This is a genomic window from Actinomadura vinacea, assembly GCF_039532545.1.
GTDB lineage: Bacteria > Actinomycetota > Actinomycetes > Streptosporangiales > Streptosporangiaceae > Spirillospora > Spirillospora vinacea.
Genome location: NZ_BAAARW010000005.1, coordinates 355,833 through 379,736, shown reverse-complemented (window position 1 = coordinate 379,736; position 23,904 = coordinate 355,833). Strand labels below are relative to the sequence as shown.

The following is a 23,904-nucleotide window of genomic DNA, read 5'->3' as shown; positions in this document are numbered from 1 at the left end:
TGCCCGGGGAACGAGGAGGCTCTATGTCCTATCCAGAGGCCCGGTACCTGGGTGAGAACGGTGAGATCAGCGGAGTGCTGCGGCGGGCCGGCACCGGTCCCGACCTGACGATCACCAAGGAGGTCGACGGGCGGCCCGAGCCCAGTACCCAGGTGCACTACCTGGGCACCGGCGGCTCGACCGGCGGCCGCTTCGGGCTCTACCGGTGGGACATGGGCCGCCCCGCGTCCGGGGCGGCCCCGCACTTCCACCGGACGATCACCGAGTCGTTCTTCATCATCTCCGGGACGGTGCGCCTGTACGACGGCGCCGAGTGGGTGGACGGCGCGCCCGGCGACTTCCTCCACATACCCGAGGGCGGGATCCACGCCTTCCGCAACGAGTCGGGCGAGCCCGCGTCGATGCTGCTGCTGTTCACGCCGGGCGCGCCGCGCGAGGGCTACTTCGAGGAGCTGGCCGACATCGTGATGAGCGGCCGGCAGCCGTCGAAGGAGGAGTGGACCGAGCTGTACGAGCGCCACGACCAGTACATGGTCTGATCCAGCCGCCCCCGGCCAGGCGGCGCGGGAACGTCAGCCGAGCGGGATGACGCCGAAGCGGCGGAGCCGGAGGGCGGGGTTCTTCTCGCGGACCTCGGCGACGCGGTCCGGCGAGACCTCCCCGGCCGCGGTGCCCGTCCCCTCGCCCAGGGACGCGACCACCACGCCCATCGGATCGATGATCATGCTGTTGCCGGCGCCGTTCGGCGCGCACTGGTCGGCGGCGACGACGTAGATCGTGTTCTCGATCGCGCGGGCCCGGACGAGGGTGCGCCAGTGGTCCTCCTTCAGCGGGCCGGGCACCCACTGGGCGGGCAGCGCCAGCGCGTCGACCCCGGCGTCCACCAGCTGCCTGGTCATCTCCGGGAACCGCAGGTCGTAGCAGGTCTGCATGCCGAAGGTGACGCCCTCGACCTCGAACGTCTGCGGCGCGTCGATGGCGCCCGGCCGCACCACGTCGGACTCCTTGAGACCGAAGGCGTCGTACAGGTGGACCTTGCTGTAGCGGGCGACCGGCTCGCCGGACGGGGCGAGGGCGACCAGGGTGTTGGAGATGCGGCCGGGCTCGTCCACGACCTCGTTCACACCGACGACGACGTGCACGCCGTGCCGCGCGGCCGTCTCGCCCAGACCGCTGACGAACGGCCCGTCCAGCCGCTCGGCCGACTCGACGAGCCGCTCGTCCATCGTCAGCGCGTTGAACATCGCGTACTCGGGCAGCACCACCAGCCGCGCCCCGCGGCCGGCCGCCTCCACCACGAACTTCTGGGCGTCGGCCAGGTTCTGTGCCTTGTCCCGCCCGGACGCGAACTGCGCCACCGCAACCTGCACCATGTCATTCTCCTTGTCCCGCGCTCCCCCGCTACGGCCTGCCCCGTTACGTCGGCGATAAGCGTGGGCCCGCCCGGCCGGGCGAACGGTCAGCCGCCCAGCCGGTCCACGGCGATGACCTTGATGACCGCCTCGCCCGCCTCGTCCGATCCCGCCAGGTCGACCTCGGCGGTGATGCCCCAGTCGCGGTCGCCCTCCGGATCGTCGAAGACCTGCCGCACGCGCCACAGAAGCTCGTCGGGGACCTCTTCGATCTGGAGCAGCTTGGGACCGCGGGCGTCCGGGCCGGTGCCGAGGTCGTCGTGCTCCTCCCAGTAGCCCGCCATGGCGTCCGCCCAGCCGCCGGCGCCGAAGTCGGGATCGAGGTCGCCCAGCTCGGCGTACCGCTCCAGCGCGGCCAGTTCCACCCGGCGGAACAGTGCGTTGCGGACCAGCACCCGGAACGCGCGGGCGTTCGCGGTGACCTTGGTGACCCGCTCCGCGATCGCCTCCTCCAGATCGTCGTCCTGCGGGTTGGCCAGCTGCTCCCACTCGTCCAGCAGGCTGGAGTCGACCTGCCGGACCAGCTCGCCCAGCCACTCGATCAGGTCGATCAGATCATCGGTCTTGATCGACTCGGGCACGGTCTGCTGCAGCGCCTTGTAGGCCCCCGACAGGTAGCGGAGCACCAGTCCCTCGCCGCGCGCCAGCTCGTAGTAGGCGATGTACTCGGTGAACGTCATCGCCCGCTCGTACATGTCGCGCACCACCGACTTGGGCCGCAGCGGATGGTCGCCCACCCACGGATGGCCCGTGCGGTAGATCTCGTACGCCGCCTCCAGTTCCTCCTCCAGGGGCTTGGGGTAGTCGACGTCCTGGAGCAGCTCCATCCGCTCCTCGTACTCGATGCCCTCGGCCTTCATCTCCTGGACGGCCTCGCCGCGCGCCTTGTTGAGCTGGGCGGCCAGGATCTGCCGCGGATCGTCCAGCGTCGCCTCGATCACCGACAGCACGTCCAGCGCGTACGAGGGCGAGGCCGGGTCGAGCACCTCGAAGGCGGCCAGCGCGAACGTCGACAGCGGCTGGTTGAGCGCGAAGTCCTCCTGGAGGTCGACGGTGATGCGGGCGTACCTGCCCTGCTCGTCCGGCTCCGCCAGGGCCTCCACCACGCCGCCGGACAGCAGCGACCGGTAGATCGCGACCGCCCGGGAGATGTGCCGCCGGCGCGCGGCCGGATCCTCGTGGTTGTCGGTGAGCAGCCGCTTCATCGCCTGGAACGCGTTCCCAGGACGGGCGATCACCGACAGCAGCATCGCGTGGCTGACCTCGAACCGGGAGCGGAGCATCTCCGGCTCCGCCTCCTGCAGCTTCTTGAAGGTGTCCCCGTCCCAGCCGACGAAGCCCTCCGGCGGCTTCTTCCGCTGCACCTTGCGGCGCTTCTTGGGGTCGTCGCCCGCCTTGGCCAGGGCCTTCTCGTTCTCCACCACGTGCTCGGGGGCCTGCGCGACGACGAACCCGACGGTGTCGAACCCGGCCCGGCCGGCGCGGCCCGCGATCTGGTGGAACTCGCGGGCCCGCAGCCGCCGCACCCGGTGCCCGTCGTACTTGCTCAGCGCGGTGAACACCACCGTGCGGATCGGGACGTTCACGCCGACGCCGAGCGTATCGGTGCCGCAGATGACCTTCAGGAGCCCGGCCTGGGCGAGCCGCTCGACCAGGCGCCGGTACTTGGGCAGCATCCCGGCGTGGTGGACGCCGATGCCGTGCCGGACGAACCGCGACAGGTTGCGGCCGAACCGGGTGGTGAAGCGGAAGTTGCCGATCAGCTCGGCGATCCGGGCCTTCTCCTCCTTGGAGCACACGTTGATGCTCATCAGCGCCTGGGCCCGCTCGATCGCCGCGGCCTGGGTGAAGTGCACCAGGTAGATCGGGGCCTTCCGCTCGCCCAGCAGCTCCTCGATCGTCTCGTGCAGCGGCGTGACCCGGTAATCGTAGATCAGCGGGACGGGCCGCTCCGCCGAGGTGACCAGCGCGGTCGGCCGCCCGGTCCGCCGGGTGAGGTCCTTCTGGAAGAAGGCGACGTCGCCCAGCGTCGCCGACATCAGCAGGAACTGGGACTGCGGCAGCTCCAGCAGCGGGATCTGCCACGCCCAGCCGCGCTCGGGCTCGGCGTAGAAGTGGAACTCGTCCATCACGACCAGGCCGATGTCGGCGTCGGTGCCGTCCCGCAGCGCGATGTTGGCCAGCACCTCCGCGGTGCAGCAGATGATCGGGGCGTCGGCGTTGACGCTGGCGTCGCCGGTCATCATCCCGACGTTCTCGCGGCCGAACATCTCGCACAGGTCGAAGAACTTCTCCGACACCAGCGCCTTGATCGGCGCGGTGTAGAAACCGACCCGGTCGCGGCCCAGCCCGGCGAACAGCGCCCCGGCCGCCACCAGGCTCTTCCCGGAGCCGGTGGGGGTGGACAGGATCACGTTCGCGCCGGACACCGCCTCGATCAGCGCCTCCTCCTGCGCCGGGTACAGCGTGATGCCGCGCCCGGACACCCATCGCTCGAACGCCTCGTACAGCGCGTCGGCGTCGGCGTCGTCGGCGGAGGGGAGCTGATCGATGAGGTTCACCGTTCCATCCTGCCCCCGTTCGACGACTGCCCGCGCCACGGCCGGTTGATTATCATCGTCGGTCAGGGACGGGCGGCGGAGGGGCGGCGGGCCATGGCGGCTGCGGCGGTCGGCAGATGGACGGGCCGGTTCGCCGGCCGCAAGGCGCTGAACATCTGCCGGGAGACCGCCGGCGAGGTCACCGCGGCCGAGCCGGGGTTCCGCGCCCTGTCCGATGCCGAGCTGGGCGCCCGCACCGAGGCGTTCCGGGCCCGGCTCGCGGCCGGGGAGGACGCGTTCGACCTCATGATCGACGCGTTCGCCGCCGTCCGGGAGGCGGCGCGGCGGACGCTGGGACTGCGACATCACGACGAGCAGATCATGGGCGGGACGGCGATGGCCCTCGGCATGATCGCCGACATGCGGGACCACGAGGGGAAGACCCTCGCCTGCGTGCTCCCCGCGTACCTGGCCGCCCTGGAGGGCGGCGCCGTGCACGTGATCAACGCCGACGACCGGGAGGCCGAACGGGCCGCCGGCTGGATGGGCCCGGTCTACCGGGCGCTCGGGATCGAGGTCGGCCTGCTCCGGCCGGAACCGGAGGCGTACACCGCGCGGCGAGCGGTGTACGCGGCCGACGTCGTCTACGGCTCGGTCTCGCAGATCGGCTACGACCTGCTCCGGGGCGATATGGCGTGGTCACCGGACGAGGTCGTCCAGCGCGGGCTCGACGTGGGGATCGTGGACGACGCCAGGAACCTGTTCATCGAGAACCGCGACCTCGAAATGCTGATCAGCGGCCCGGCGCCGGAGGAGGAGGTCGAACGGCGCACCGCCTGGGCCGGGATCGCCGAGTCGCTGAGCAGGGAGGCGGGCGACTACTCCTTCGACCGGTCCACGCGCCGTGTCCGCCTCCTGGAGCCGGGGATCGGCAGGCTCCAGGACCTGCTGGGCGTCGACGAGCTCCACCCGGTCGAGGACGCGGTCGGGCTGGGCCTGGTGGCCGACGTGCTGGCGGCGCGGGAGTCCGGCGAAGAGGCGCCGGGCCCCGACCGGCAGGTCAGGCTCGCGAGGATCACCGTCGCGGGGCTGCTGAGCGCGTACGGAAGTCTGTCGGGCGCGTCGGCCGACGCCGCGTGTGATCACGAGGTGTTCCAGCGCGGCCACGCCCTGACGGTGGTCACGATCCCCTCGCGCCGCCCGGTGGACGAGCCCGGCCGCCGCGTTCTCGATCCGGAGCGCTTCGAGCGGCGGGCCGACCTCGAGCGGGCGCTGGACCTGCAACGCGCGGAGTGGGCGGCCGAGCGGGCCGCGATCATGTCGGGCGAGGGTCGCACCGCGCGGATCGACGGCCTGTTCGACGAGTTCGCCGAACAGGCCGTCCTCGGGCTGCCCAGGTCGTGCGGCCGCGACGATCTGGATGCCGTCCTCGCCCTCGTCGGGGAGGTGTGCCCGATCTCGGTGACGGTGGACGAGTTGATGCGCACGCCCAAGCGGGCCGCCGTCGCCGGACGGCTGCGGGCCGCCATCGCCGAGGCCTACGGTCGCCGCGAGCGCGAACTCGGTTCGGAGCTCCTGCGGGAAGTGGAGCACCACGTGCTGCTCAGCGTCCTCGACCTCGTGTGGCGTGAACACCTGGCGAGGGAGGACGCCCTGCCGGCGAGCCTGTGGCTGCTGGGGGACGATCCCAACGAGACCTTCGTGGACGCGGTGGTCGGCTCGTACGTCCTGATGGAGGAGACGATCCCGAGGGAGACCGTCGGCTACCTCTTCAACCTGGAGGTCGAGATCGAGACCGACGAGGCCGACGGCGCCTGAACGGCCGCCCCGGCCCCGCCCGTCTCCGGTATGTTCCGCGTCGAGGAGGCCGCGCTCAGGCGGGGTGCTCGGTGCGGTCGCCTCCCCAGAGGGTGTGGAACGAGCCGTCGCGGTCGGTCCGCCGGTAGGTGTGGGCGCCGAAGAAGTCCCGCTGGCCTTGGGTGAGCGCGGCGGGCAGGCGCCGGGTGCGCAGCGAGTCGTAGTACGCCAGGGCCGTGGCGAAGCCGGGCGCCGGGATGCCGGCGCGGGCGGCGATGGCGACCACCTCCCGCCAGGCATCCTGGGCGTCGCCCACGGCCTCGGCGAAGTGGTCGTCGGTCAGCAGGGTCGGCGTCCGCGGGTCGGCCTCGTACGCGGCGCGGATGCGGTCGAGGAAGCGGGCCCGGATGATGCAGCCGCCGCGCCAGATGGTGGCCATCGCGCCGGGGTCGATGCTCCAGCCGTACTCGGCGCTGCCCGCCTGGATCTGGTGGAAGCCCTGCGCGTACGCGACGATCTTGGAGGCGTAGAGGGCCTTCTCCACCGCGTCGGCGAAGCCGGATCCGGCGGCCGCGGTCCGGGCCGGGCCGGGCAGCCCCTGCGCGGCCTCCCGCAGCGCGGCGTGGCCGGAGACCGACCGGGCGAACACCGCCTCGGCGATCCCGCCGACCGGGACGCCCAGGTCGAGGGCGGTCTGCACGGTCCAGCGGCCGGTGCCCTTCTGCTCGGCCTGGTCCAGGACGACGTCCACGAACGGCTTGCCGGTGGCGGCGTCGGTGTGTGCCAGCACCTCGGCGGTGATCTCGATCAGGTACGACTCCAGCCGCCCGGTGTTCCAGGTGCGGAAGACCTCGGCGATCTCCGCCGGGGACAGCCCGGCGGCGTGCCGGAGCAGGTCGTAGGACTCGGCGATCAGCTGCATGTCGGCGTATTCGATGCCGTTGTGCACCATCTTCACGAAGTGCCCGGCGCCGTCGGGGCCGACGTGCACGCAGCAGGGCGTGCCGTCGACGTCGGCCGCGATGTCCTCCAGCAGCGGGCCGAGCGCGTCGTAGGACGCGGCGGAACCGCCCGGCATGATGCTGGGGCCGTTCAGCGCGCCCTCCTCGCCGCCGGAGATGCCGGTGCCGACGAAGTGCAGCCCGCGCTCGCGCAGCGCGGCCTCGCGCCGCCGGGTGTCGGCGTAGTGCGCGTTGCCGCCGTCGACGATCATGTCGCCGGGCTCCAGCAGCGGCGCGAACTCGTCGATCACGGCGTCGGTGGGCCCGCCCGCCTTCACCATGATCACCAGCCGCCGCGGCCGTTCCAGGGCGGCCACGAAGTCCTCGGCGGACTCGGCCGGCAGGAAGGCGCCCTCGTGGCCGAACTCCTCCACCAGCGCCTTGGTGCGGGCCGGGGTGCGGTTGTGCACCGCGACCGGATGGCCGTGCCGGGCGAGATTGCGGGCCAGGTTGCGGCCCATCACCGCCAGGCCGGTGACCCCGATCCGCGCCCCGCCCTTGTCCAGGTTCCCCATTGGCTGTCTCCTCCTCATCTCGCGCCCTACCCTCGTTGGTACGAGGGAGAACGCGGTCCCGTTCGGGCAACTCGGCGCGGCATGTCCTTGTTCCGCGCGGGAACGGGACCCATGGTTGTAGATCTCATGCCCATCGCGGAGAGGGGAGCGATGCTGGGGCTTCCGGATGAGACCGAGGCGTGCCTGTTCGACCTGGACGGGGTGCTGACCCGTACCGCCGCCGTGCACGCGGCGGCGTGGCGGGAGATGTTCGACGAGTACCTGCGGGCCCGGGCGGAGCGGGCGGGCGAGCCGTTCAAGCCGTTCGACCCCGTCCGCGACTACGGCCGGTACGTCGACGGCAAGCGGCGCGAGGACGGCACGCGCTCGTTCCTGGAGTCGCGGGGGATCACGCTCCCCGAGGGCTCCCCCGACGACCCGCCCGACGCCGAGAGCGTGCGCGGGCTGGGCAACCGCAAGAACGCGCTGGTGCTCAAGCTGATCGAGGAGAAGGGCGTGGAGACCTTCGAGGACTCGATCGACTACGTGCGGCGGGCGCGGGCCGCGGGGCTGAAGACGGCCGTGGTGTCGTCCAGCGCGAACACCCCCCAGGTGCTGCGGGTCGTGGGCATCACCGAGCTGTTCGACGCCCGCGTCGACGGCCTGGTCGCCGCCGAGCGCGACCTGCCGGGCAAGCCGGCCCCCGACATGTTCGTCGAGGGGGCGCGCGAGGTCGGCACGGATCCGGCGCACGCCGTGGTCTTCGAGGACGCCCTGGCCGGCGTGGCGGCGGGCCGGGCGGGCGGGTTCGCCTACGTGGTGGGCGTCAACCGGGTCGACGGCGACCACGCCCGGGCGCTGAAGGAGCACGGCGCCGACGTGGTGGTGGACGACCTGTCCGAACTGCTGGAGGGGGATCGGTGACCGATCAGGACATCCGGGGGGTCTCGGACCGGCCGGTGTACGCGGTGGAGCCGTGGTGCGTGCGCGAGCCGGAGCTGCGGCTGGACCGGCTGGCCCAGGGCGAGTCGGTGTTCGCCCTGTCCAACGGGCATGTGGGGCTGCGCGGCAATCTCGACGAGGGCGAGCCGCACGGGCTTCCGGGCACCTATCTCAACTCCTTCTACGAGCAGCGGCCGCTGCCGTACGCGGAGGCGGGCTACGGCTACCCCGAGCAGGGGCAGACCATCATCAACGTCACCAACGGCAAGCTGATCAGGCTGCTGGTGGACGACGAGCCGTTCGACGTGCGGTACGGGAGGCTGCACCGCCACGAGCGGATCCTGGACATGCGGGCGGGGACGCTGACCCGCGAGGTGGAGTGGACGTCCCCGGCCAAGGACCGGGTGCGGATCACCTCCACCCGGCTGGTGTCGCTGACCCAGCGGGCGATCGCGGCGATCTGCTACGAGGTCGAGCCGGTGGACGAGACGCTGCGGCTGGTGGCGCAGTCGGAGCTGGTGGCCAACGAGTCGCTGCCCGACCTGGGCGACGACCCGCGGGTGGCGGCCGTGCTGGAGGCCCCGCTGGTCAGCGAGGAGCACGTGCACAACGGCACCAGGGCCATCCTGGTGCACGCCACCCGCAAGAGCGGGCTGCGGATGGCGGCCGGCATGTCGCACGACATCGAGGGCCCGGGGCGGATGGCGGTGGACGCCGAGAGCTTCCCCGACGTGGGCCGGATGACCGTGGCGACGCAGCTGGAGCCGGGTCAGAAGCTGCGGATCGTGAAGTACATCGCCTACGGGTGGTCGTCGCAGCGGTCCCGGCCCGCGCTGCACGACCAGGTGGTGGCGGCGCTGGCGGCGGCCCGGCACACCGGCTGGGACGGGCTGCTGAAGCAGCAGCGCGACTACCTGGCCGAGTTCTGGCGCGGCGCGGACATCGAGATCGACGGGGACGCCGAGATCCAGCAGGCGGTGCGGTTCGGGCTGTTCCACATCCTGCAGGCGGGCGCCCGCGCCGAGCGCCGGATGATCCCGGCCAAGGGCCTGACCGGGCCGGGGTACGACGGGCACACCTTCTGGGACACCGAGACGTTCGTCCTGCCGGTGCTGACCTACACCCACCCGGAGGCGGCCGCCGACGCGCTGGCCTGGCGGCACATGACGCTGGGGCTGGCGCACGAGCGCGCCCACCAGCTGGGGCTGGCGGGGGCGGCGTTCCCGTGGCGGACGATCCGGGGGCAGGAGTGCTCGGGGTACTGGCCAGCGGGGACGGCGGCGTTCCATATCAACGCCGACATCGCCGACGCGGTGGTGCGATACGTCGACGCCACCCAGGACGTGCGGTTCGAGCGCGAGATCGGCCTGCCGCTGATGGTGGAGACCGCGCGGTTGTGGCGCGACCTGGGCCACCACGACGTGGAGGGCGTCTTCCGCATCGACGGCATCACCGGGCCGGACGAGTACAGCGCGGTCGTGGACAACAACGTGTACACCAACCTGATGGCGCGCCGGAACCTCCAGGAGGCCGCGTCGATGGCGATGCGCCATCCCGATCTGGCCGAGCGGTTCGGGGTGAGCACGGACGAGGCCGCGTCCTGGCGGAACGCCGCCGCGGCGATGCTGGTGCCCTACGACGAGCGGCTCGGCGTCCATCCGCAGAGCGAGGGATTCACCAACCACGCCAAGTGGGACTTCGCGAGCACCAAGCCCGACCACTACCCGCTGCTGCTGAACTTCCCGTACTTCGACCTGTACCGCAAGCAGGTCATCAAGCAGGCCGACCTGGTGCTGGCGATGCACATGTGCGGGGAGGCGTTCACGTCCGAGCAGAAGCGGCGCAACTTCGAGTACTACGAGGGCCTGACGGTACGGGACTCCTCGCTGTCGGCGCAGAGCCAGGCCGTGATGGCCGCCGAGGTGGGGCAGCTCGACCTGGCCCACGACTACCTGGGCGAGACCGCGCTCATGGACCTGCACGATCTCGCCCGCAACACCCGCGACGGGCTGCACATCGCGTCGATGGCGGGCGCGTGGAGCGGGCTGGTGGCGGGCTTCGGCGGGATGCGGGCCGCGGACGGGTGCCTGTCGTTCGCGCCCCGGCTGCCGGGCGGGATCAGCCGCCTGTCGTTCCGGATGCGGTACCGGGGCAACCGGCTGCGGGTGACCGTGCGGGCGGAGAGCGCCGTCTACGAGCTGCTGGAGGGGCCCGGCCTGCGGCTGTACCACCACGGGGAGGAGTTCACGCTCGGCGACGAGCCGGCCCAGTTCCCGATCAAGCCGCTGCCCGCGATGCCCCGGCCCGTCCAGCCGCCGGGCCGGGAGCCGACCCCGCGGCGCACCGATCCGCACCAGCGCGAGGTGCCCGCGGCGGCGTTCGGCTCCGCCGAGTCCGACGGCCTGCCCTAGGGCGTGTCGCGGGGGACGGCGCCGTCCCCCGCGACCTCGTCGGAGGGGACGCACGGGTCGCATGCGTCGGACGGGGCGGGCTCGGACGGGGCGGGCTCGGACGGGGCGGGCTCGGACGGGGCGGGCTGGGACGGGGCGGGCACGGTGCAGTCGCCGGCGCCGTCGTCCCCGCGGCGGACGGCCCCGGTGTCGCGCTCGCACTCGACCATGAGGCGGCGCGGGCCGGGCCCCTGGTCGCCGAGCCGGTCGTACGGGTTGGCCAGGGCGCATGTCTTCAGGGACAGGCAGCCGCAGCCGATGCAGTCGGTGAGGTCGTCGCGGAGGCGTTCGAGCTGGTCGATACGGGAGTCGAGGTCGGCCCGCCAGGTCTGCGACAGCCGCGACCAGTCGTCGGCCGTGGGGGTGCGCCCCTCGGGCAGGGTGGCCAGGGCGTCCCTGATGTCGCTGAGCGGGATCCCGACCCGCTGGGAGATCTTGATGAACGACACCCGGCGCAGCGTGTCGCGCGGGAAGCGCCGCTGGTTGCCGGGCGTGCGGCGGCTGCTGATCAGCCCCTTGGACTCGTAGAAGTGCAGCGCGGAAACCGCGACCCCGCTGCGTTCGGCGAGCTGCCCGACGGTCAGCTCGTGCACTCTGAATTCCAACCGCGTCATGCGCACCAGCGTAAAGCATCCTCAACATGAGTTGAGGTTTCCGCCTCGCGGGCGGGCCCGGGTCAGCCCGCCGCGGGGGCGCCGCCTGCGCCCATGCCGCCCGCGGGCCGCTCCCGCCGCTCGGCCTCCTTGCCCATCTTGCGCAGCCGGAACGCGGCGCCGAGCAGCAGCGCGCCCAGCACGATCGCGAACAGCCCGATCAGCCAGACCACCGCCAGCGCCCCGGCGGCCGGCCAGGCGAACAGCACCACGCCGAACAGGACCGAGATCGTGCCGGTGGCCACGTACAGCCACTCGCCCTCGATCTCGCGGCGCAGCGCGATGGCCGAGACGATCTCGAACACGCCGACCACGATCGCCCAGACGGCGATCAGCATCAGCAGCGCGAACGCGGTGATACCGGGCCAGATCAGCGCGACCAGGCCCAGCACGATCCCGGCGATGCCGGTCACGGCCGCCCAGGCCCGCGATCTGCCGAACCCGCCGCGGATCGCGCCGACCAGCGCGATCACACCGTCCACCAGCGCGAACGCACCGAACAGCAGCACCAGCGCCACCACCGTGATGCCAGGCCAGATCAGCGCGGCCAGCCCGAACAGGACGGCGAATCCGCCGCGTACCGCCAGCACCCACCAGTGCCGGGTGATGAGATCGAACACGTCGGCCTCCCTCCGCGCGTGGGCACCCTGCCGGGCACCTTTCTCATGCGTGCCCGCCCAAAGGAGGAGCAGGTCCCCCAACGGGAAAAAATCACCCCACTTCCGGGCAAAGTTCGGCTAGCGTCCTGCGAATGCGCCTCTACTCGGGCCCGGCGGACCTGCGCGCCATGCAGTCCTTGACCAGCCGGCTGGGGCCGCGGGCCCGCTGGCACATCGGCGAGCTCGTCTGGTACCGCCACCAGCACGGCGAGCACTCGTCCTGGCCCACCGCGCTGTGGGAGCGCGGCGGGGAGCCGGTCGCGTGGGCCTGGGTGGTGCCGCCGGGCAATCTCGACCTGCACCTCGATCCCGCCCACGCGGACCTGTTCGACGACGTCCTGCGCTGGTTCGACAAGGTCGCCGAGCGCGGATCCCGCGCGGTCACGGTGCTGGACGACGAGACCGCCCTGATCGAGAGACTGCGTCGGCACGGGTACGAGGAGACGGCGTCCGGGCCGTTCTTCATCCACCTGCGCCGCGATCTCCGGGAGTTGCCGGAGCCGGAGGTGCCCGAGGGGTACGTGCTCCGCCCCGTGCGGGGCGCGGCCGACGCGCCGGCCAGGGCCGCGGTGCACCGGGCCGCGTTCTCGCGTCCGGACGCGCCGTCGAAGGTCACCGGCACCGTCTACGAGCGGCTGATGGGCGTGTGGCCGTACCGGGCCGGCCTGGACTGGATGGTGGAGGCGCCCGACGGCACGCCCGCCGCGTTCTGCCTGGTGTGGCTGGACGAGCACACCCGGGAGGCCGTGCTGGAGCCGGTCGGCACCGATCCGGGGCACCGGCGGCGCGGGCTGGCGAGCGCGGCGATCCTGGCGGCCCTGCACACCGCGCGCGGGCTGGGGGCGGAGACGGCGCGGGTCGCGGCCCGGGGCGACGACGACTACCCGTCGGCGCGGGCGACGTACCGGTCCGTGGGCTTCCGGCAGGCCGCGCGGAACGTGGCCTTCACCCGCTGACGGCCCCCTGAACAGCGGGAAGAGCGGGCCGCGCCGTGGGACGGCGCGGCCCGCTCTCCCGTCAAGGGACTGCCCGGGGGCTCAGTGGCCCAGGCGGTTCACCAGGGCGTTGTACTCGTCCCACAGCTCCTTGGGAAGGTGGTCGCCGAAGGTCTCGAAGTGGCCGGGGACCAGCGCGGCCTCCTCCTTCCAGACCTCGGTGTCGACCGACAGCAGGGTGTCGAGGTCGGCCTCGTCGATCTCCAGGCCGTCGGTGTCGATGGCCTGCCGGGTGGGCAGGTGGCCGATCGGCGTCTTGACCGCGTCGGCCTGGCCGTTGAGGCGCTCCACGATCCACTTCAGGACGCGGCTGTTCTCGCCGAAGCCGGGCCAGATGAACTTGCCGTCGGCGTTCTTGCGGAACCAGTTGACGTAGTAGATCCGCGGCAGCTTCTCGGTCTCGGTGGAACGGCCGATCTTCAGCCAGTGGCCGAAGTAGTCGCCCATGTTGTAGCCGCAGAACGGCAGCATCGCGAACGGGTCGCGGCGCAGCTCGCCGACCTTGCCCTCGGCCGCGGCGGTCTTCTCGGAGGCGACGTTGGCGCCCAGGAACACGCCCTGCTGCCAGTCGAAGGACTCGGTGACCAGCGGCACCGCGCTGGCCCGGCGGCCGCCGAACAGGATCGCCGAGATCGGGACGCCCTTGGGGTCCTCCCACTCGTCGGCGATGATCGGGCACTGCCCGGCCGGGGTGGTGAACCGGGCGTTCGGGTGGGCGGCCGGGGTCCCCGACTCGGGGGTCCAGTCGTTGCCCTTCCAGTCGGTCAAGTGCGCGGGCGGCTCGTCGGTGAGGCCCTCCCACCACACGTCGCCGTCGTCGGTGAGCGCGACGTTGGTGAAGACGCTGTTGCCCCACAGCGTCTTGACCGCGTTGGCGTTGGTGGCCTCGCCGGTACCGGGGGCGACGCCGAAGAACCCGGCCTCGGGGTTGATCGCGTAGAGGCGGCCGTCCTCGCCGAACCGCATCCAGGCGATGTCGTCGCCGATCGTCTCGACCTTCCAGCCGGGGATGGTCGGCTCGAGCATGGCCAGGTTGGTCTTGCCGCAGGCGGACGGGAACGCGGCGGCCACGTACCGGGTCTCGCCCTGCGGCGGGGTCAGCTTGAGGATCAGCATGTGCTCGGCCATCCAGCCCTCGTCCCGGGCCATGGTCGAGGCGATCCGCAGCGCGTAGCACTTCTTGCCCAGCAGCGCGTTGCCGCCGTAGCCGGACCCGTAGGACCAGATCTCCCGGGTCTCGGGGAAGTGCGAGATGTACTTGGTGGAGTTGCACGGCCACGGCACGTCCTGCTGGCCGGGCTCCAGCGGGGCGCCGACGGAGTGCACCGCCTTGACGAAGGTGCCGCGCTCCTCGATCAGCCGCAGCGCCTCGGTGCCCATCCGCGTCATGACCTTCATCGAGACCGCCACGTAGGCGGAGTCGGTGATCTCGACGCCGAGCTGGGAGATCTTGCCGCCGAGCGGGCCCATGCAGAACGGCACCACGTACATGGTGCGGCCCTTCATGCAGCCCTTGAAGAGCTCTCCGAAGGTGGCCCGCATCTCGGCGGGCGCGATCCAGTTGTTGGTGGGACCGGCGTCCGCTTCCTTTTCGGAGCAGATGTACGTACGGTCCTCTACTCGGGCGACGTCACTGGGGTCGGAGGCCGCGTAGAAGCTGTTGGGCCGTTTCTCGGGGTTAAGCCGTTTGAACGTGCCCTGCTCCACGAGGAGCCCGGTGAGGCGCTCCCATTCCGAATCCGAGCCGTCGCACCATTCGATGCGGTCGGGCTGGGTCAGCTCGGCGATCCCGCGGACCCAGTCGATCAGTGCGGTGTGACTGGTGGGGGCCTGGTCGACGGCCGCGGCCGACGACGCGGTGACCTGGTTGGACACGGGCATCTCCTTCAGAAGTTCGCAGGATCTCTGCATCATGAACAAAAGCGAACGTCTATGCCATTTGGTCTGGACCAATCGCCCCGGCTTTTGGCGGTTGCGGTTGGTTTCTGTGACTGATGTCACCTGGCCGCTCGTAGTCGGCGTGCGGCACGGTCGGCCATGCGGTTTTCGCCTGGTGGAGCTCAGGCCGGGTAAACGTGGGTTTCCGTGGCCTTCACTGCAGCCCATACCCGGCTGCCTTCGGCCAATTGAAGTTCCGCGACGGCGCCTGGCGTCACGTCGGCGGCGGCGGACAGCGGCGGGCCGTCGAGGCGAACGCGGACCCGGTCGCCGTGCCGCTCGATCGCACCGACCCGGGCGGGCCACAGGTTGCGGGGGCTGCCGTCCGGCCGGGACCGGTGGATCGCCACCGAGGATGGCGCGAAGGCAAGGAAAACATCGCCTTCGAGCTGGTCAATGGTATCCAGTCGGATAGCACTGTCCTGGAGCATGACAGTCCCGCCGGACGCGCGCCCGCGATACAGGTTCAGGCCGACCAGGCGCGCCACGTAGTCGGTCCTGGGACGCCGCGCGATCTCGGCGGGCTCGCCCCGCTGGACGACCCGGCCGCCCTCCAGGACGACCAGCGTGTCCGCCAGCACCATAGCGTCCAGCGGATCATGGGTGACCAGGACGGCGGCCCCCTCGAAACCGGCCAGATGGCGGCGCAGCGCCGCGCGGATCTCCAACCGGGTATGCGCGTCCAGGGCCGACAAGGGTTCGTCCAACAGCAGCAGGCTCGGGCCCACGGCCAATGCACGCGCCAAGGCCACCCGTTGGGCCTGCCCACCCGACAATGCCCTGGGACGAGCCGCGGCATGCTCTGCCAGGCCGACACGTTCCAGCCACTCGGCGGCCTGGTGGCGCGCTTGGCGGCGTCCTGCGCCCTGGCAGCGCAGCCCGAACGCGACGTTCTCCAGCGCGCTCAGGTGCGGGAAGAGCAGGTAGTCCTGGAAGACCATGCCGATCCCCCGCCGCTCGGACGGCAGCGGGTGGATCTCGGCCCCGTCCACCCGGATGTACCCATCGGCGATCGGGGTAAGGCCCGCCAGCGCGCGCAACGCGGTGCTCTTGCCCGCCCCGTTGGGTCCGAGCAGCGCCACGACCTCGCCCCGCGCCGCCGCCAGCTCCAGGTCGACCTCGAACGACCCGCGCCGCACCACCAGCCGCGCCTCCAGCCCGCCCTGCTCGTTCATGCGTGCTCGCTCATCCCGTGCCGACCCAGCGGTCGCGGAGCGCGACGAGCACCAGCACCGACACCGCCAGCAGCACCAGGCTCAGCACGATCGCCGCCTGCGGATCGGTCTCCAGGGCGAGATAGACGGCCAGCGGCATGGTCTGCGTGCGTCCCGGGAAGTTGCCCGCGAACGTGATCGTGGCCCCGAACTCCCCCAGCGCCCGCGCCCAGCACAGGATCGCCCCCGCCGCGATGCCCGGCGCCACCAGCGGCAGCGTGACCCGGCGGAACGTCGTCCAGCGGGTGGCGCCCAGCGTGGCGGCGGCCTCCTCGTAGCGCAGGTCGGCGGCGCGCAGCGCGCCCTCCACGCTGATCACCAGGAACGGCATCGCCACGAACGTCTCGGCCAGCACCACGCCGGCGGTGGTGAACGGCAGCGTGATCCCGAACGCCGAGTCCAGCCACTGGCCCACCGTCCCGCGCCGCCCCAGCACCAGCAGCAGCGCCACGCCGCCCACCACGGGAGGCAGCACGAGCGGCACCGTGACCAGCGCCCGGACCAGCCGCGCCCCCGGGAACGGCACCCGCGCCAGCAGCCAGGCCAGCGGCACCCCGAACAGCAGGCAGAGTCCGGTGGCCACGGTGGCGGTGACCAGCGAGAGCCGCAGCGCCTCCAGCACCTGCGGCTCGCCCAGCCGCGTCCCCAGGGTGGACCACGGCGCCCGGAACAGCAGCCCGGCCAGGGGCAGGACGAGGAAGCCCAGCCCCACCAGCGCCGGGAGCAGCAGGATCAACGGCGGCCGCCCGGGCGGCGCCGGATCTCCGCTCACCGCCCGGCCGGCAGCCCGCCGTCCACCCGGCGGCGGACGGTGTCGGCGCTGACGCCGAGCAGCGCGGCGGCCGCACTGATGCGGAAGGTCGTCACGGGCAAAGCCTAGCCCTCGCACATACCAGGCATACATGCGGGGTTCGCCGCGAAATGCGAGGGCAGGAACGGATCACCCCTCGCCGATGCCGCTCTCGGTGAGCACCTCGGCGATCATGCCCAGGGCGGCCCAGTCGACGAGCCGCTCCCGGCGGATCTCGCCGAACGTGGCGATCTCCACGTAGGTCCGCTCGCCGTCGGCCGCGACACCGTGCGGGCCGCCCGAGCTCAGCGCGGCCAGCTCGTCCTCGGTGATCTCGGCGGCGAACACGTGCGCGCGGTGGGCCGACATGGTGGCGTTGACCTGGCGGGAACCGTGCTCGCGCAGCCGGTCCGCCGGGAGCGCGAGGCCGGTCTCCTCGGCCAGCTCGGCCAGCGCGGCGCGCAGCGGATCGGCGCCGCCGGCGGGACCGGAGCCGCCGGGCGGCTCGTGCACGCGGCCGTCCGGGGTCGCGGCCGGGCCGCGGAACTCGCGGACCAGCACGACCGTGGTCGCGTCCAGGGTGGGGCCCGGCCGGTAGAGGACCACGACGCCGAGGTCCGGCCGGGAGATCACCATCTCGTCGTCCTTGATCCGGTCCTCCGCCGCCACGCGGATCCGGACGCGCAGCCCCCACTGGTCGCCGAAGCGCCAGACGACACGGGCCCCGAGCAGGGCGTTGCCCGCCGCGCGCTGCGCCCCGTACCAGCTCTGGAAGGCCGCGGTCCGCCACAGCAGCAGCGGCACCTCGCACTCGCCGCCCGTCCGCGCCGCCCCCGAGCCGATCCGGTCGAGGGTGGCGGCCACCGTGCCGGGCAGGTCGGTGGCGGTCGGCACGCCGAACTTCTCGGCGTAGTGCAGCAGGTAGCGGTTCTTGGGCGCGCCGGGCGGCGCCCCGAAGACGACGCGGCCGCTGTCGTGCCAGATGCCCCACTCGACGTTGGTGGTGAAGGCGGGCATGGTCTCCAGATCGCGCGGCACGTAGAAGAGCACCTCGTCGGCGAGGTTCAGGCAGCGCTCCTCCCAGTCGACCTGGCCGGCGTAGTCGAAGAGCACCTCCTTCCGGTCCTCCGGGTCGAACACCACCAGGCGGCCGCCGCGCCAGCGTTCGCGCAGTTCGGCATGGGCGGCGGGACGCCAGGACGGCACCTCGGGCGAGCGCGGCGCCGGGCCCGCCAGGAAGACCGCGGCGTCCCAGCCGTCCGGCGGCTCCTCGCGCGCGTTGACGATGATCATTTCTGCGGCCATGGGCCGTACCTCCCTGTGACTCTGGGGCCGCTTGGAACGGACCCTTCGGGGTAAAGGGCTTCAAAACACGACAGTTCACCCGGTCAGAAGGAGAAGGGTCATGACTGGGACAAGGCGAGTGCCGCGCAGCCGGGGGGCCGTTTGCGGAATCCTGCTCGTGCTTCTCGGGCTGTGGGGCGGGCTCCTCCCCTTCGCCGGCCCGTACGTCGACTTCGGCTTCACTCCGGACCGGACCTGGTTCTACACCACCGACCGGTTGCAGCTGAGCATCGCCCCCGCGATCGCCACGGGGCTCGGCGGGCTGATCGTCCTCGCCGCCGCGGGCCGGATGCTCGGCATGGCGGGCGCGTTCCTGGCCGCGCTGGGCGGTGCGTGGTTCGTGGTGGGCCGTCCGGTGGCCGCGCTGTGGGACGCGGAGGGGGTCGGCGCGCCGCTCGGCACCGCGGAGGGGCGGCGGCTGGCCGAGGACCTGGCGGGCTTCGCCGCGCTCGGCGTGGTCGTGGTGTTCCTGGCCGCGCTGGCGCTGGGACGCTTCTCCGGCGCCGGCACGCGGGAGGCCGAGGAGTACGACGACTACGGGAGCGACTACGACGATCCGCGGAACGCCCCGTCGTCGCCCGCCTCCGGGAGCGGCACCACGCAGCCGCTGGCCCCGTCGTTCGGCCGGTACTCGCGCTCGCCCCGGAACGATCCGCCCGAGGGCCCGGGCGGCCGGGGCGCCGGCTACCAGGTGGACGCGCCCGACCGGCCGTGGCCGCCGCATCCCACCGACCGGCGGGTCGCCGGAGACCGCGACGGGCCGCGCCTCTGATCTTGCCCCCGGATCGTTCCGGGCCGGGTCAGCGGTCCTTGCTGCGCATGTTGCGGACGGACTTGGTGGTCTCGTAGCTGCCCTTCTCGTCGTCCAGCCGGACGTCGTCGCGATCGGTGAACATGGCCACGAAAGCGACCAGCAGGCCGACACCGCCTATCCACGGCTCCTTCCACGCGAAGCTGAGCGCGACGCAGGCCAGCGCGACGGACATGAGCAGCAGCAGCTTCACGTGGCACCCCTCGATCATCCGGCGCAGCGCCGACCCAACCAAGTAAGCGATAGGTTACATCGTTTCGGCCTGACTGCATCGTGACACGCCGCGGCCCGCCCGGAAAAGACCCGGGCGGGCCGAACGATCAACGCTATTTGCGCTTGCCGCGCTTCTCGCGGATCTTCATCGCGATGTCGAGCGGAGTGCCGGCGAACCCGAACTCCTCCCGCAGCCGCCGCTCGATGAACCGGCGGTAGCCCTCCTCCAGGAACCCGGAGGTGAACAGCAGGAAGCGCGGCGGCCGCACGCCCGCCTGCGTCGCGAACAGGATCTTGGGCTGCTTGCCGCCCCGGACCGGGTGCGGATGGGCGTTCACCAGATCGGCGAAGAACTGGTTGAGCTTGGAGGTCGGCACCCGGGTGCCCCAGCCCTCCAGCGCCGTCTCGATCGCCGGGACCAGCTTCTCCATGTGCCGCCCGGTACGGGCGGAGATGTTCACCCGCGGCGCCCAGCGCGCGTTGTGCAGCTGCCGGTCGATCTCACGCTCCAGGTAGTGGCGGCGCTCCTCGTCCAGCAGATCCCACTTGTTGTAGGCGATCACCAGCGACCGGCCCGACTCGATCACCATCGACACGATCCGCAGGTCCTGCTCGGCCAGCGGCTCGGTCGTGTCGACCAGCACCACGGCGACCTCGGCCCGCTCCAGCGCGGAGCGGGTGCGCAGCGTGGCGTAGAAGTCGGCGCCCTGGTTCTCCCGGTGGCGCCGGCGGATGCCCGCGGTGTCGATGAACCGCCAGGTCCGGCCGCCCAGCTCGATCAGCTCGTCGACCGGGTCGCGGGTGGTGCCGGCGACCGCGTCCACGACCGCGCGGTTCTCCCCCGCCAGCTTGTTCAGCAGGCTGGACTTGCCGACGTTGGGACGGCCCAGCAGCGCCACCCGGCGCGGCCCGCCCAGCTCCGCGAACGTCTCCTCGGGCGCCTCCTCGGGCAGCGCCTCCAGCACCGCGTCCAGCAGGTCGCCGCTGCCCCGGCCGTGCAGCGCGCTGACCGCGTGCGGCTCGCCGATCCCCAGCGACCACAGCATCGCCGCGTCGGCCTCGGCGCCCACGTCGTCGACCTTGTTGGCGACCAGCACCACCGGCTTGCCGGCCCGGCGCAGGATCTCCACCACCGCCTCGTCCACGTCGGTGGCGCCCACGGTCGCGTCGACCACGAACATCACCACGTCGGCCAGGTCGACCGCCAGCCGCGCCTGCTCGGCGATCGCGGCGGCCAGGCCGGAGGAGTCGGGCAGCCAGCCGCCGGTGTCGACCACCGTGAACCGGCGGCCGCTCCAGGTCGCGTCATAGGCGACCCGGTCGCGGGTGACCCCCGGCACGTCCTCCACGACCGCCTCGCGGCGCCCGATGACCCGGTTGACCAGGGTCGACTTGCCGACGTTGGGACGGCCGACCACCGCCACCAGCGGCGCGGCCGGCTCGTCGGGCGGCGCCCCGTCCAGGACGTCGTCGGCCCCCCCGGGGACGGTCTCGATCTCGTACTCGCTCACAATGTCAACTCAAGTCGTTGGTTCGGCGCTCTTCGGCGAGGCGGAGGACCGCCCCGATGACCTCGTCCAGGGTCAGCTCGGACGAGTCGATCTCGATCGCGTCGCCGGCCTTGGCCAGCGGCGACGCGGCACGGGTGGAGTCGATCCGGTCGCGGCGGGCCTGCTCGGCCTGCGTCACGGTGACCGTCGCGGCCTGGTCCGCGGCCTGGTCCCCGGTCTGATCGGAGGCCAGCTCCAGCGCCCGCCGCGCGGCCCGCACCGCCTCGCTCGCGGTGAGGTACACCTTCACCTCGGCCCCGGGCGCGACGACGGTGCCGATGTCGCGGCCCTCCACCACGATCCCGCCGGCCCCGATGATCTCCCGCTGCAGCGCGACGAGGCGCTCCCGCACCGCCGGGACGGAGCTGACCGCGCTCACCGCGTTGGTGACCTCGCGGGTGCGGATGGGACCGGACACGTCCGTGCCGTCCACGCTGATGGTGGGCGCGCCGGGGTCGGTGCCGGACTCGATCTTCGGGTCGCCGGCGCGGGCCGCGACCTCCGCGGCGTCCTCGACCGGCACGCCCGCGCGCAGCATCCACCAGGTCATCGCGCGGTACATCGCGCCGGTGTCGAGGTAGCGCAGCCCGAGCGCGCGGGCCACGCCCTTGGACGCGCTGGACTTGCCCGACCCGGAGGGGCCGTCCATGGCGATGACGAGCGGCACGATGCTCCCTTTCTTCACGGCGAGATGCGGGCATGCGGCGGCGGCCCCCGATAGCCGATGCCCGGACGCGTCCCCGCCTCGTGGACCCGGGGTCCGGGCGGGAAGTCCCGACGTGCCAGGCTACCGTCCCCTGGGAGGACCCACGCCCGCTCCGCGGGGATCAGCCGGGGACCGACCAGCCGCGGGCGCGCAGCTCCTCCGCCAGACGCTCGGCGGCCTCGGGCTTGACCGAGATCTCCAGCACGCCCAGCGGGCGGCCGGGCGAGTGCTCGATGGTGACGTCCTCGATGTTGACCCCGGCGATCCCGGCCGCCTGGAAGATCATCGCCAGCTCGCCGGGCCGGTCCGGGATGACCACCTGCACCACCGCGTAGGCCGACGGCTCGCCGCCGTGCTTGCCGGGGATCCGGGAGCGTCCGGCGTTCCCGCGCAGCAGCAGGTCGGCCACGTGCGCGGCGGCCTCCTCGCTGCCGTCGCGCAGCAGCGACGACGCCACCGCCAGATCGGTGGCGACCGCCTCCAGCACGTCGGCGACCGGCTCGGCGTTGGCCGACAGGATCCCGATCCACAGCCGGGGGTCGCTGGCGGCGATCCGGGTGACGTCCCGGACGCCCTGCCCGGCCAGGCCGAGCGCGACGTCGTCGGCGCCGGTGAGGCGGGCGGCGACCGAGGCCGACACCACGTGCGGCGCGTGCGAGACCAGCGCCACGGCGCGGTCGTGCTCGGCGGCGTCGACCACCACCGGCTCGCCGCCGCAGGCGCGGGCCAGCTCGGTGACCGCCGCGACGGCCTCGGGCGCGGACTCGCCGGTCGGGCACAGCGCCCACGGACGGCCGAGGAACAGGTCGGCACGGGCCGCGGCGGGCCCGGACCGTTCCCGGCCGGCCAGCGGATGCCCGGCGACGTAGGAGGTCAGGTCGCAGCCCAGCTCGGCGGCCTGCCGCAGCGGCAGCGCCTTGACGCTGGCCACGTCGGTGTAGACCGCGGCCAGACCGCGCTTCTGGGCGTCCAGCAGGGTGACCGCGACCGCGGCGGGCGGGACGGCCAGCACGGCCAGATCGGCGGGCCCGCCGGAGACTCCGGTGGGAGGGCCGCCGGGCAGCGGCTCGCCCGCGCCGAGCTCCACCGCCATCCGCAGCGAGGCGTCGTCCCGGTCGGTCAGCAGGACCTCGGCGCCGCGCTCGCGCATCGCCAAGGCGATCGAGGTGCCGATCAGCCCGGTCCCGACAACGATGACGCGCCCTGGAATGCCCTTTTCAACCACCCTGACAGCCTAGCGACAGCGCGGCACCGGTCCGTGCCTTCCGGCCGGTGCCTACTGGGCGATGTCCAGGCGCAGCGCCGTCGCGCCGCGCAGGTAGACGTGCTGGATCTCCGACCGCGGCCGCTCGGTCTCGATGTGCGCCATCAGCCGGATCACCCGGGGCAGCGCGTGCGGCACCGCGAGCTCCGCCGCGCACAGCAGCGGCACCTCGTGGAAGCCGAGCTTGCGCGCGGCCAGCGCCGGGAACTCCGCCACCAGGTCCGGCGTCGCCGTGAACAGCACGCTGATCACGTCGTCGGTGCTGAGCCCGTTGCGGCTCATCACCTCGGCGACCAGCTCGGTCGTGGCCTCCAGGATCTGCTCCCGGTCGTCGGCGTCGACCTGCGTCGCCCCCCGCACCGCGCGTACCGCCACTGTGTTCGTCCCTCCTACGCTCGCACCGCTTCGCTACAGGCCGACCGCTTTGTACAGTTCGCCGATCTCGGTCACGGTCAGCGCCCGCATCGTGCCCGGCTTCAGCGAGGCCAGCCTGATCGGCCCGAACTCTATGCGGGCCAGCTGCTGGACGGGGAACCCGACCTCCTTCAGCAGCCGCCGGACGATGTGCTTGCGGCCCTCGTGCAGGGTGATCTCCACCAGCACCCGCCTGCCGACCTGGTCGAAGATCCGGAACCGGTCGGCCTTGGCCGGGCCGTCCTCCAGGTTCACCCCGGCCCGCAGCCGCTTGCCCAGGTCGCGCGGGATCGGGCCGTGGATCTCTGCCAGGTAGGTCTTCTGCACGCCGTAGCTGGGGTGGGTGAGCCGGTGCGACAGCTCCCCGTCGTTGGTGAGCAGGATCAGGCCCTCGGTGTCGGTGTCCAGCCGGCCGACGTGGAACAGCCGCTCGGGCACCTCCACGTAGTCGGCCAGGGACTTGCGGCCCCGCTCGTCGGACATCGTGCTCACCACGCCGCGCGGCTTGTTGATCGCGTAGTAGCGCATCTCGGCGCGGGTCTCGACCCGGCGGCCGTCGACGTGGATGACGTCCCGGCGCGGGTCGACCCGCTCGCCGAACCGGAACACGTCCTTGCCGTTCACGGTGACCCGGCCCTCGCCGATCAGTTCCTCGCAGTGGCGGCGGCTGCCGATCCCGGCCTCGGCCAGCACCTTCTGCAAACGCACACCTTCGTT

20 protein-coding genes and 2 pseudogenes are annotated in these 23,904 nt (G+C 72.5%); 6 read left to right on the top strand and 16 right to left on the bottom strand.

All coding sequences use genetic code 11. From position 1 onward, the window contains the following. The first annotated feature begins 23 nt into the window (after positions 1–23). A complete protein-coding gene (locus ABD340_RS08335) occupies positions 24–539 on the top strand; it encodes a cupin domain-containing protein (protein WP_344588014.1) in 516 nt (171 codons plus the stop codon). 33 nt (positions 540–572) lie between these two features. On the opposite strand, the gene ABD340_RS08330 is transcribed toward ABD340_RS08335, so the two are convergent. Both ABD340_RS08330 and ABD340_RS08325 read right to left on the bottom strand, forming a co-directional pair. Next, on the bottom strand, positions 573–1,373 hold the full coding sequence (locus ABD340_RS08330) for a carbon-nitrogen hydrolase family protein (RefSeq protein WP_344588013.1): 801 nt from the start codon (positions 1,371–1,373) through the stop codon (positions 573–575). 86 nt (positions 1,374–1,459) lie between these two features. After that, complete coding sequence (locus ABD340_RS08325) at positions 1,460–3,973, bottom strand: DEAD/DEAH box helicase (RefSeq protein WP_344588012.1); 2,514 nt, start codon at positions 3,971–3,973, stop codon at positions 1,460–1,462. Positions 3,974–4,066: 93 nt separating this feature from the next. On the opposite strand from ABD340_RS08325, the gene ABD340_RS08320 reads away from it, so the two are divergent. Continuing rightward, complete coding sequence (locus ABD340_RS08320) at positions 4,067–5,770, top strand: hypothetical protein (protein ID WP_344588011.1); 1,704 nt, start codon at positions 4,067–4,069, stop codon at positions 5,768–5,770. 55 nt (positions 5,771–5,825) lie between these two features. Here the strand turns inward: ABD340_RS08320 and gndA are convergent, their stop codons facing one another. Then, the gene (gene gndA / locus ABD340_RS08315; protein ID WP_344588009.1) at positions 5,826–7,265 is read right to left on the bottom strand and encodes an NADP-dependent phosphogluconate dehydrogenase; all 1,440 of its coding nucleotides are present in this window, start codon (positions 7,263–7,265) and stop codon (positions 5,826–5,828) included. A 126-nt stretch (positions 7,266–7,391) separates the two neighbouring features. On the opposite strand from gndA, the gene ABD340_RS08310 reads away from it, so the two are divergent. Together ABD340_RS08310 and ABD340_RS08305 are read left to right on the top strand one after the other, a co-directional pair. Continuing rightward, on the top strand, positions 7,392–8,168 hold the full coding sequence (locus ABD340_RS08310) for a beta-phosphoglucomutase family hydrolase (RefSeq protein ID WP_344588008.1): 777 nt from the start codon (positions 7,392–7,394) through the stop codon (positions 8,166–8,168). After that, positions 8,165–10,597, top strand: coding sequence for a glycoside hydrolase family 65 protein (locus tag ABD340_RS08305; RefSeq protein WP_344588007.1), 2,433 nt, complete (start codon positions 8,165–8,167; stop codon positions 10,595–10,597). The genes ABD340_RS08310 and ABD340_RS08305 overlap by 4 nt, the downstream gene beginning before the upstream one ends. A 182-nt stretch (positions 10,598–10,779) precedes the next feature. On the opposite strand, the pseudogene soxR reads toward ABD340_RS08305, so the two are convergent. Both soxR and ABD340_RS08295 read right to left on the bottom strand, forming a co-directional pair. After that, positions 10,780–11,250: pseudogene (gene soxR / locus ABD340_RS08300) on the bottom strand (redox-sensitive transcriptional activator SoxR); the annotation flags it as partial. Between the two features lie 62 nt (positions 11,251–11,312). After that, entirely contained in the window at positions 11,313–11,909 is a 597-nt protein-coding gene (locus ABD340_RS08295; protein ID WP_344588006.1) for an HdeD family acid-resistance protein, read from the bottom strand. Positions 11,910–12,040: 131 nt separating this feature from the next. On the opposite strand from ABD340_RS08295, the gene ABD340_RS08290 reads away from it, so the two are divergent. Next, the gene (locus ABD340_RS08290; protein WP_344588005.1) at positions 12,041–12,904 is read left to right on the top strand and encodes a GNAT family N-acetyltransferase; all 864 of its coding nucleotides are present in this window, start codon (positions 12,041–12,043) and stop codon (positions 12,902–12,904) included. Positions 12,905–12,985: 81 nt separating this feature from the next. Here ABD340_RS08290 and ABD340_RS08285 read toward each other — a convergent pair whose 3' ends face one another. From ABD340_RS08285 to ABD340_RS08265, 5 genes and pseudogenes are all read right to left on the bottom strand, one after another. Beyond that, complete coding sequence (locus ABD340_RS08285) at positions 12,986–14,818, bottom strand: phosphoenolpyruvate carboxykinase (GTP) (RefSeq protein WP_344588004.1); 1,833 nt, start codon at positions 14,816–14,818, stop codon at positions 12,986–12,988. A gap of 185 nt (positions 14,819–15,003) precedes the next feature. Continuing rightward, positions 15,004–16,056 carry an ABC transporter ATP-binding protein gene (locus ABD340_RS08280; protein WP_344588003.1) on the bottom strand — a complete coding sequence of 351 codons (1,053 nt, stop codon included), beginning with the start codon at positions 16,054–16,056 and terminating at the stop codon, positions 15,004–15,006. Positions 16,057–16,066: 10 nt separating this feature from the next. Continuing rightward, positions 16,067–16,867, bottom strand: a complete 801-nt coding sequence (locus ABD340_RS08275) for an ABC transporter permease (RefSeq protein ID WP_344588001.1) — start codon at positions 16,865–16,867, stop codon at positions 16,067–16,069. Beyond that, positions 16,867–16,962, bottom strand: a pseudogene (locus ABD340_RS08270) (MerR family transcriptional regulator); the annotation flags it as partial. The gene ABD340_RS08275 and the pseudogene ABD340_RS08270, both read right to left, overlap by 1 nt. 73 nt (positions 16,963–17,035) lie before the next feature. Continuing rightward, the gene (locus ABD340_RS08265; protein WP_344588000.1) at positions 17,036–18,190 is read right to left on the bottom strand and encodes a nucleoside 2-deoxyribosyltransferase domain-containing protein; all 1,155 of its coding nucleotides are present in this window, start codon (positions 18,188–18,190) and stop codon (positions 17,036–17,038) included. A gap of 100 nt (positions 18,191–18,290) precedes the next feature. On the opposite strand from ABD340_RS08265, the gene ABD340_RS08260 reads away from it, so the two are divergent. Beyond that, positions 18,291–19,001, top strand: a complete 711-nt coding sequence (locus ABD340_RS08260; RefSeq protein WP_344587999.1) for a hypothetical protein — start codon at positions 18,291–18,293, stop codon at positions 18,999–19,001. 28 nt (positions 19,002–19,029) lie between these two features. On the opposite strand, the gene ABD340_RS08255 is transcribed toward ABD340_RS08260, so the two are convergent. From ABD340_RS08255 to ABD340_RS08230, 6 genes are all read right to left on the bottom strand, one after another. Next, complete coding sequence (locus tag ABD340_RS08255) at positions 19,030–19,233, bottom strand: hypothetical protein (protein WP_344587998.1); 204 nt, start codon at positions 19,231–19,233, stop codon at positions 19,030–19,032. A gap of 133 nt (positions 19,234–19,366) precedes the next feature. Then, positions 19,367–20,716 carry a ribosome biogenesis GTPase Der gene (der, locus tag ABD340_RS08250; RefSeq protein ID WP_344588095.1) on the bottom strand — a complete coding sequence of 450 codons (1,350 nt, stop codon included), beginning with the start codon at positions 20,714–20,716 and terminating at the stop codon, positions 19,367–19,369. Between the two features lie 52 nt (positions 20,717–20,768). Then, entirely contained in the window at positions 20,769–21,452 is a 684-nt protein-coding gene (gene cmk / locus ABD340_RS08245) for a (d)CMP kinase (protein ID WP_344588093.1), read from the bottom strand. A 178-nt stretch (positions 21,453–21,630) separates the two neighbouring features. Continuing rightward, complete coding sequence (locus ABD340_RS08240) at positions 21,631–22,734, bottom strand: prephenate dehydrogenase (RefSeq protein WP_344587997.1); 1,104 nt, start codon at positions 22,732–22,734, stop codon at positions 21,631–21,633. 51 nt (positions 22,735–22,785) lie between these two features. Then, complete coding sequence (gene aroH, locus ABD340_RS08235; protein WP_344587996.1) at positions 22,786–23,148, bottom strand: chorismate mutase; 363 nt, start codon at positions 23,146–23,148, stop codon at positions 22,786–22,788. 33 nt (positions 23,149–23,181) lie between these two features. Then, complete coding sequence (locus tag ABD340_RS08230) at positions 23,182–23,895, bottom strand: pseudouridine synthase (protein ID WP_344587995.1); 714 nt, start codon at positions 23,893–23,895, stop codon at positions 23,182–23,184. Positions 23,896–23,904: the final 9 nt, after the last annotated feature.

Coding starts and splice junctions, on each gene's coding strand:
- ABD340_RS08335 (WP_344588014.1), top strand. CDS start 24: ATGTCCTATCCAGAGGCCCGGTACCTGGGTGAGAACGGTGAGATCAGC.
- ABD340_RS08330 (WP_344588013.1), bottom strand. CDS start 1,373: ATGGTGCAGGTTGCGGTGGCGCAGTTCGCGTCCGGGCGGGACAAGGCA.
- ABD340_RS08320 (WP_344588011.1), top strand. CDS start 4,067: ATGGCGGCTGCGGCGGTCGGCAGATGGACGGGCCGGTTCGCCGGCCGC.
- gndA (WP_344588009.1), bottom strand. CDS start 7,265: ATGGGGAACCTGGACAAGGGCGGGGCGCGGATCGGGGTCACCGGCCTG.
- ABD340_RS08310 (WP_344588008.1), top strand. CDS start 7,392: ATGCCCATCGCGGAGAGGGGAGCGATGCTGGGGCTTCCGGATGAGACC.
- ABD340_RS08290 (WP_344588005.1), top strand. CDS start 12,041: ATGCGCCTCTACTCGGGCCCGGCGGACCTGCGCGCCATGCAGTCCTTG.
- ABD340_RS08280 (WP_344588003.1), bottom strand. CDS start 16,056: ATGAACGAGCAGGGCGGGCTGGAGGCGCGGCTGGTGGTGCGGCGCGGG.
- ABD340_RS08265 (WP_344588000.1), bottom strand. CDS start 18,190: ATGGCCGCAGAAATGATCATCGTCAACGCGCGCGAGGAGCCGCCGGAC.
- ABD340_RS08260 (WP_344587999.1), top strand. CDS start 18,291: ATGACTGGGACAAGGCGAGTGCCGCGCAGCCGGGGGGCCGTTTGCGGA.
- cmk (WP_344588093.1), bottom strand. CDS start 21,452: ATGGACGGCCCCTCCGGGTCGGGCAAGTCCAGCGCGTCCAAGGGCGTG.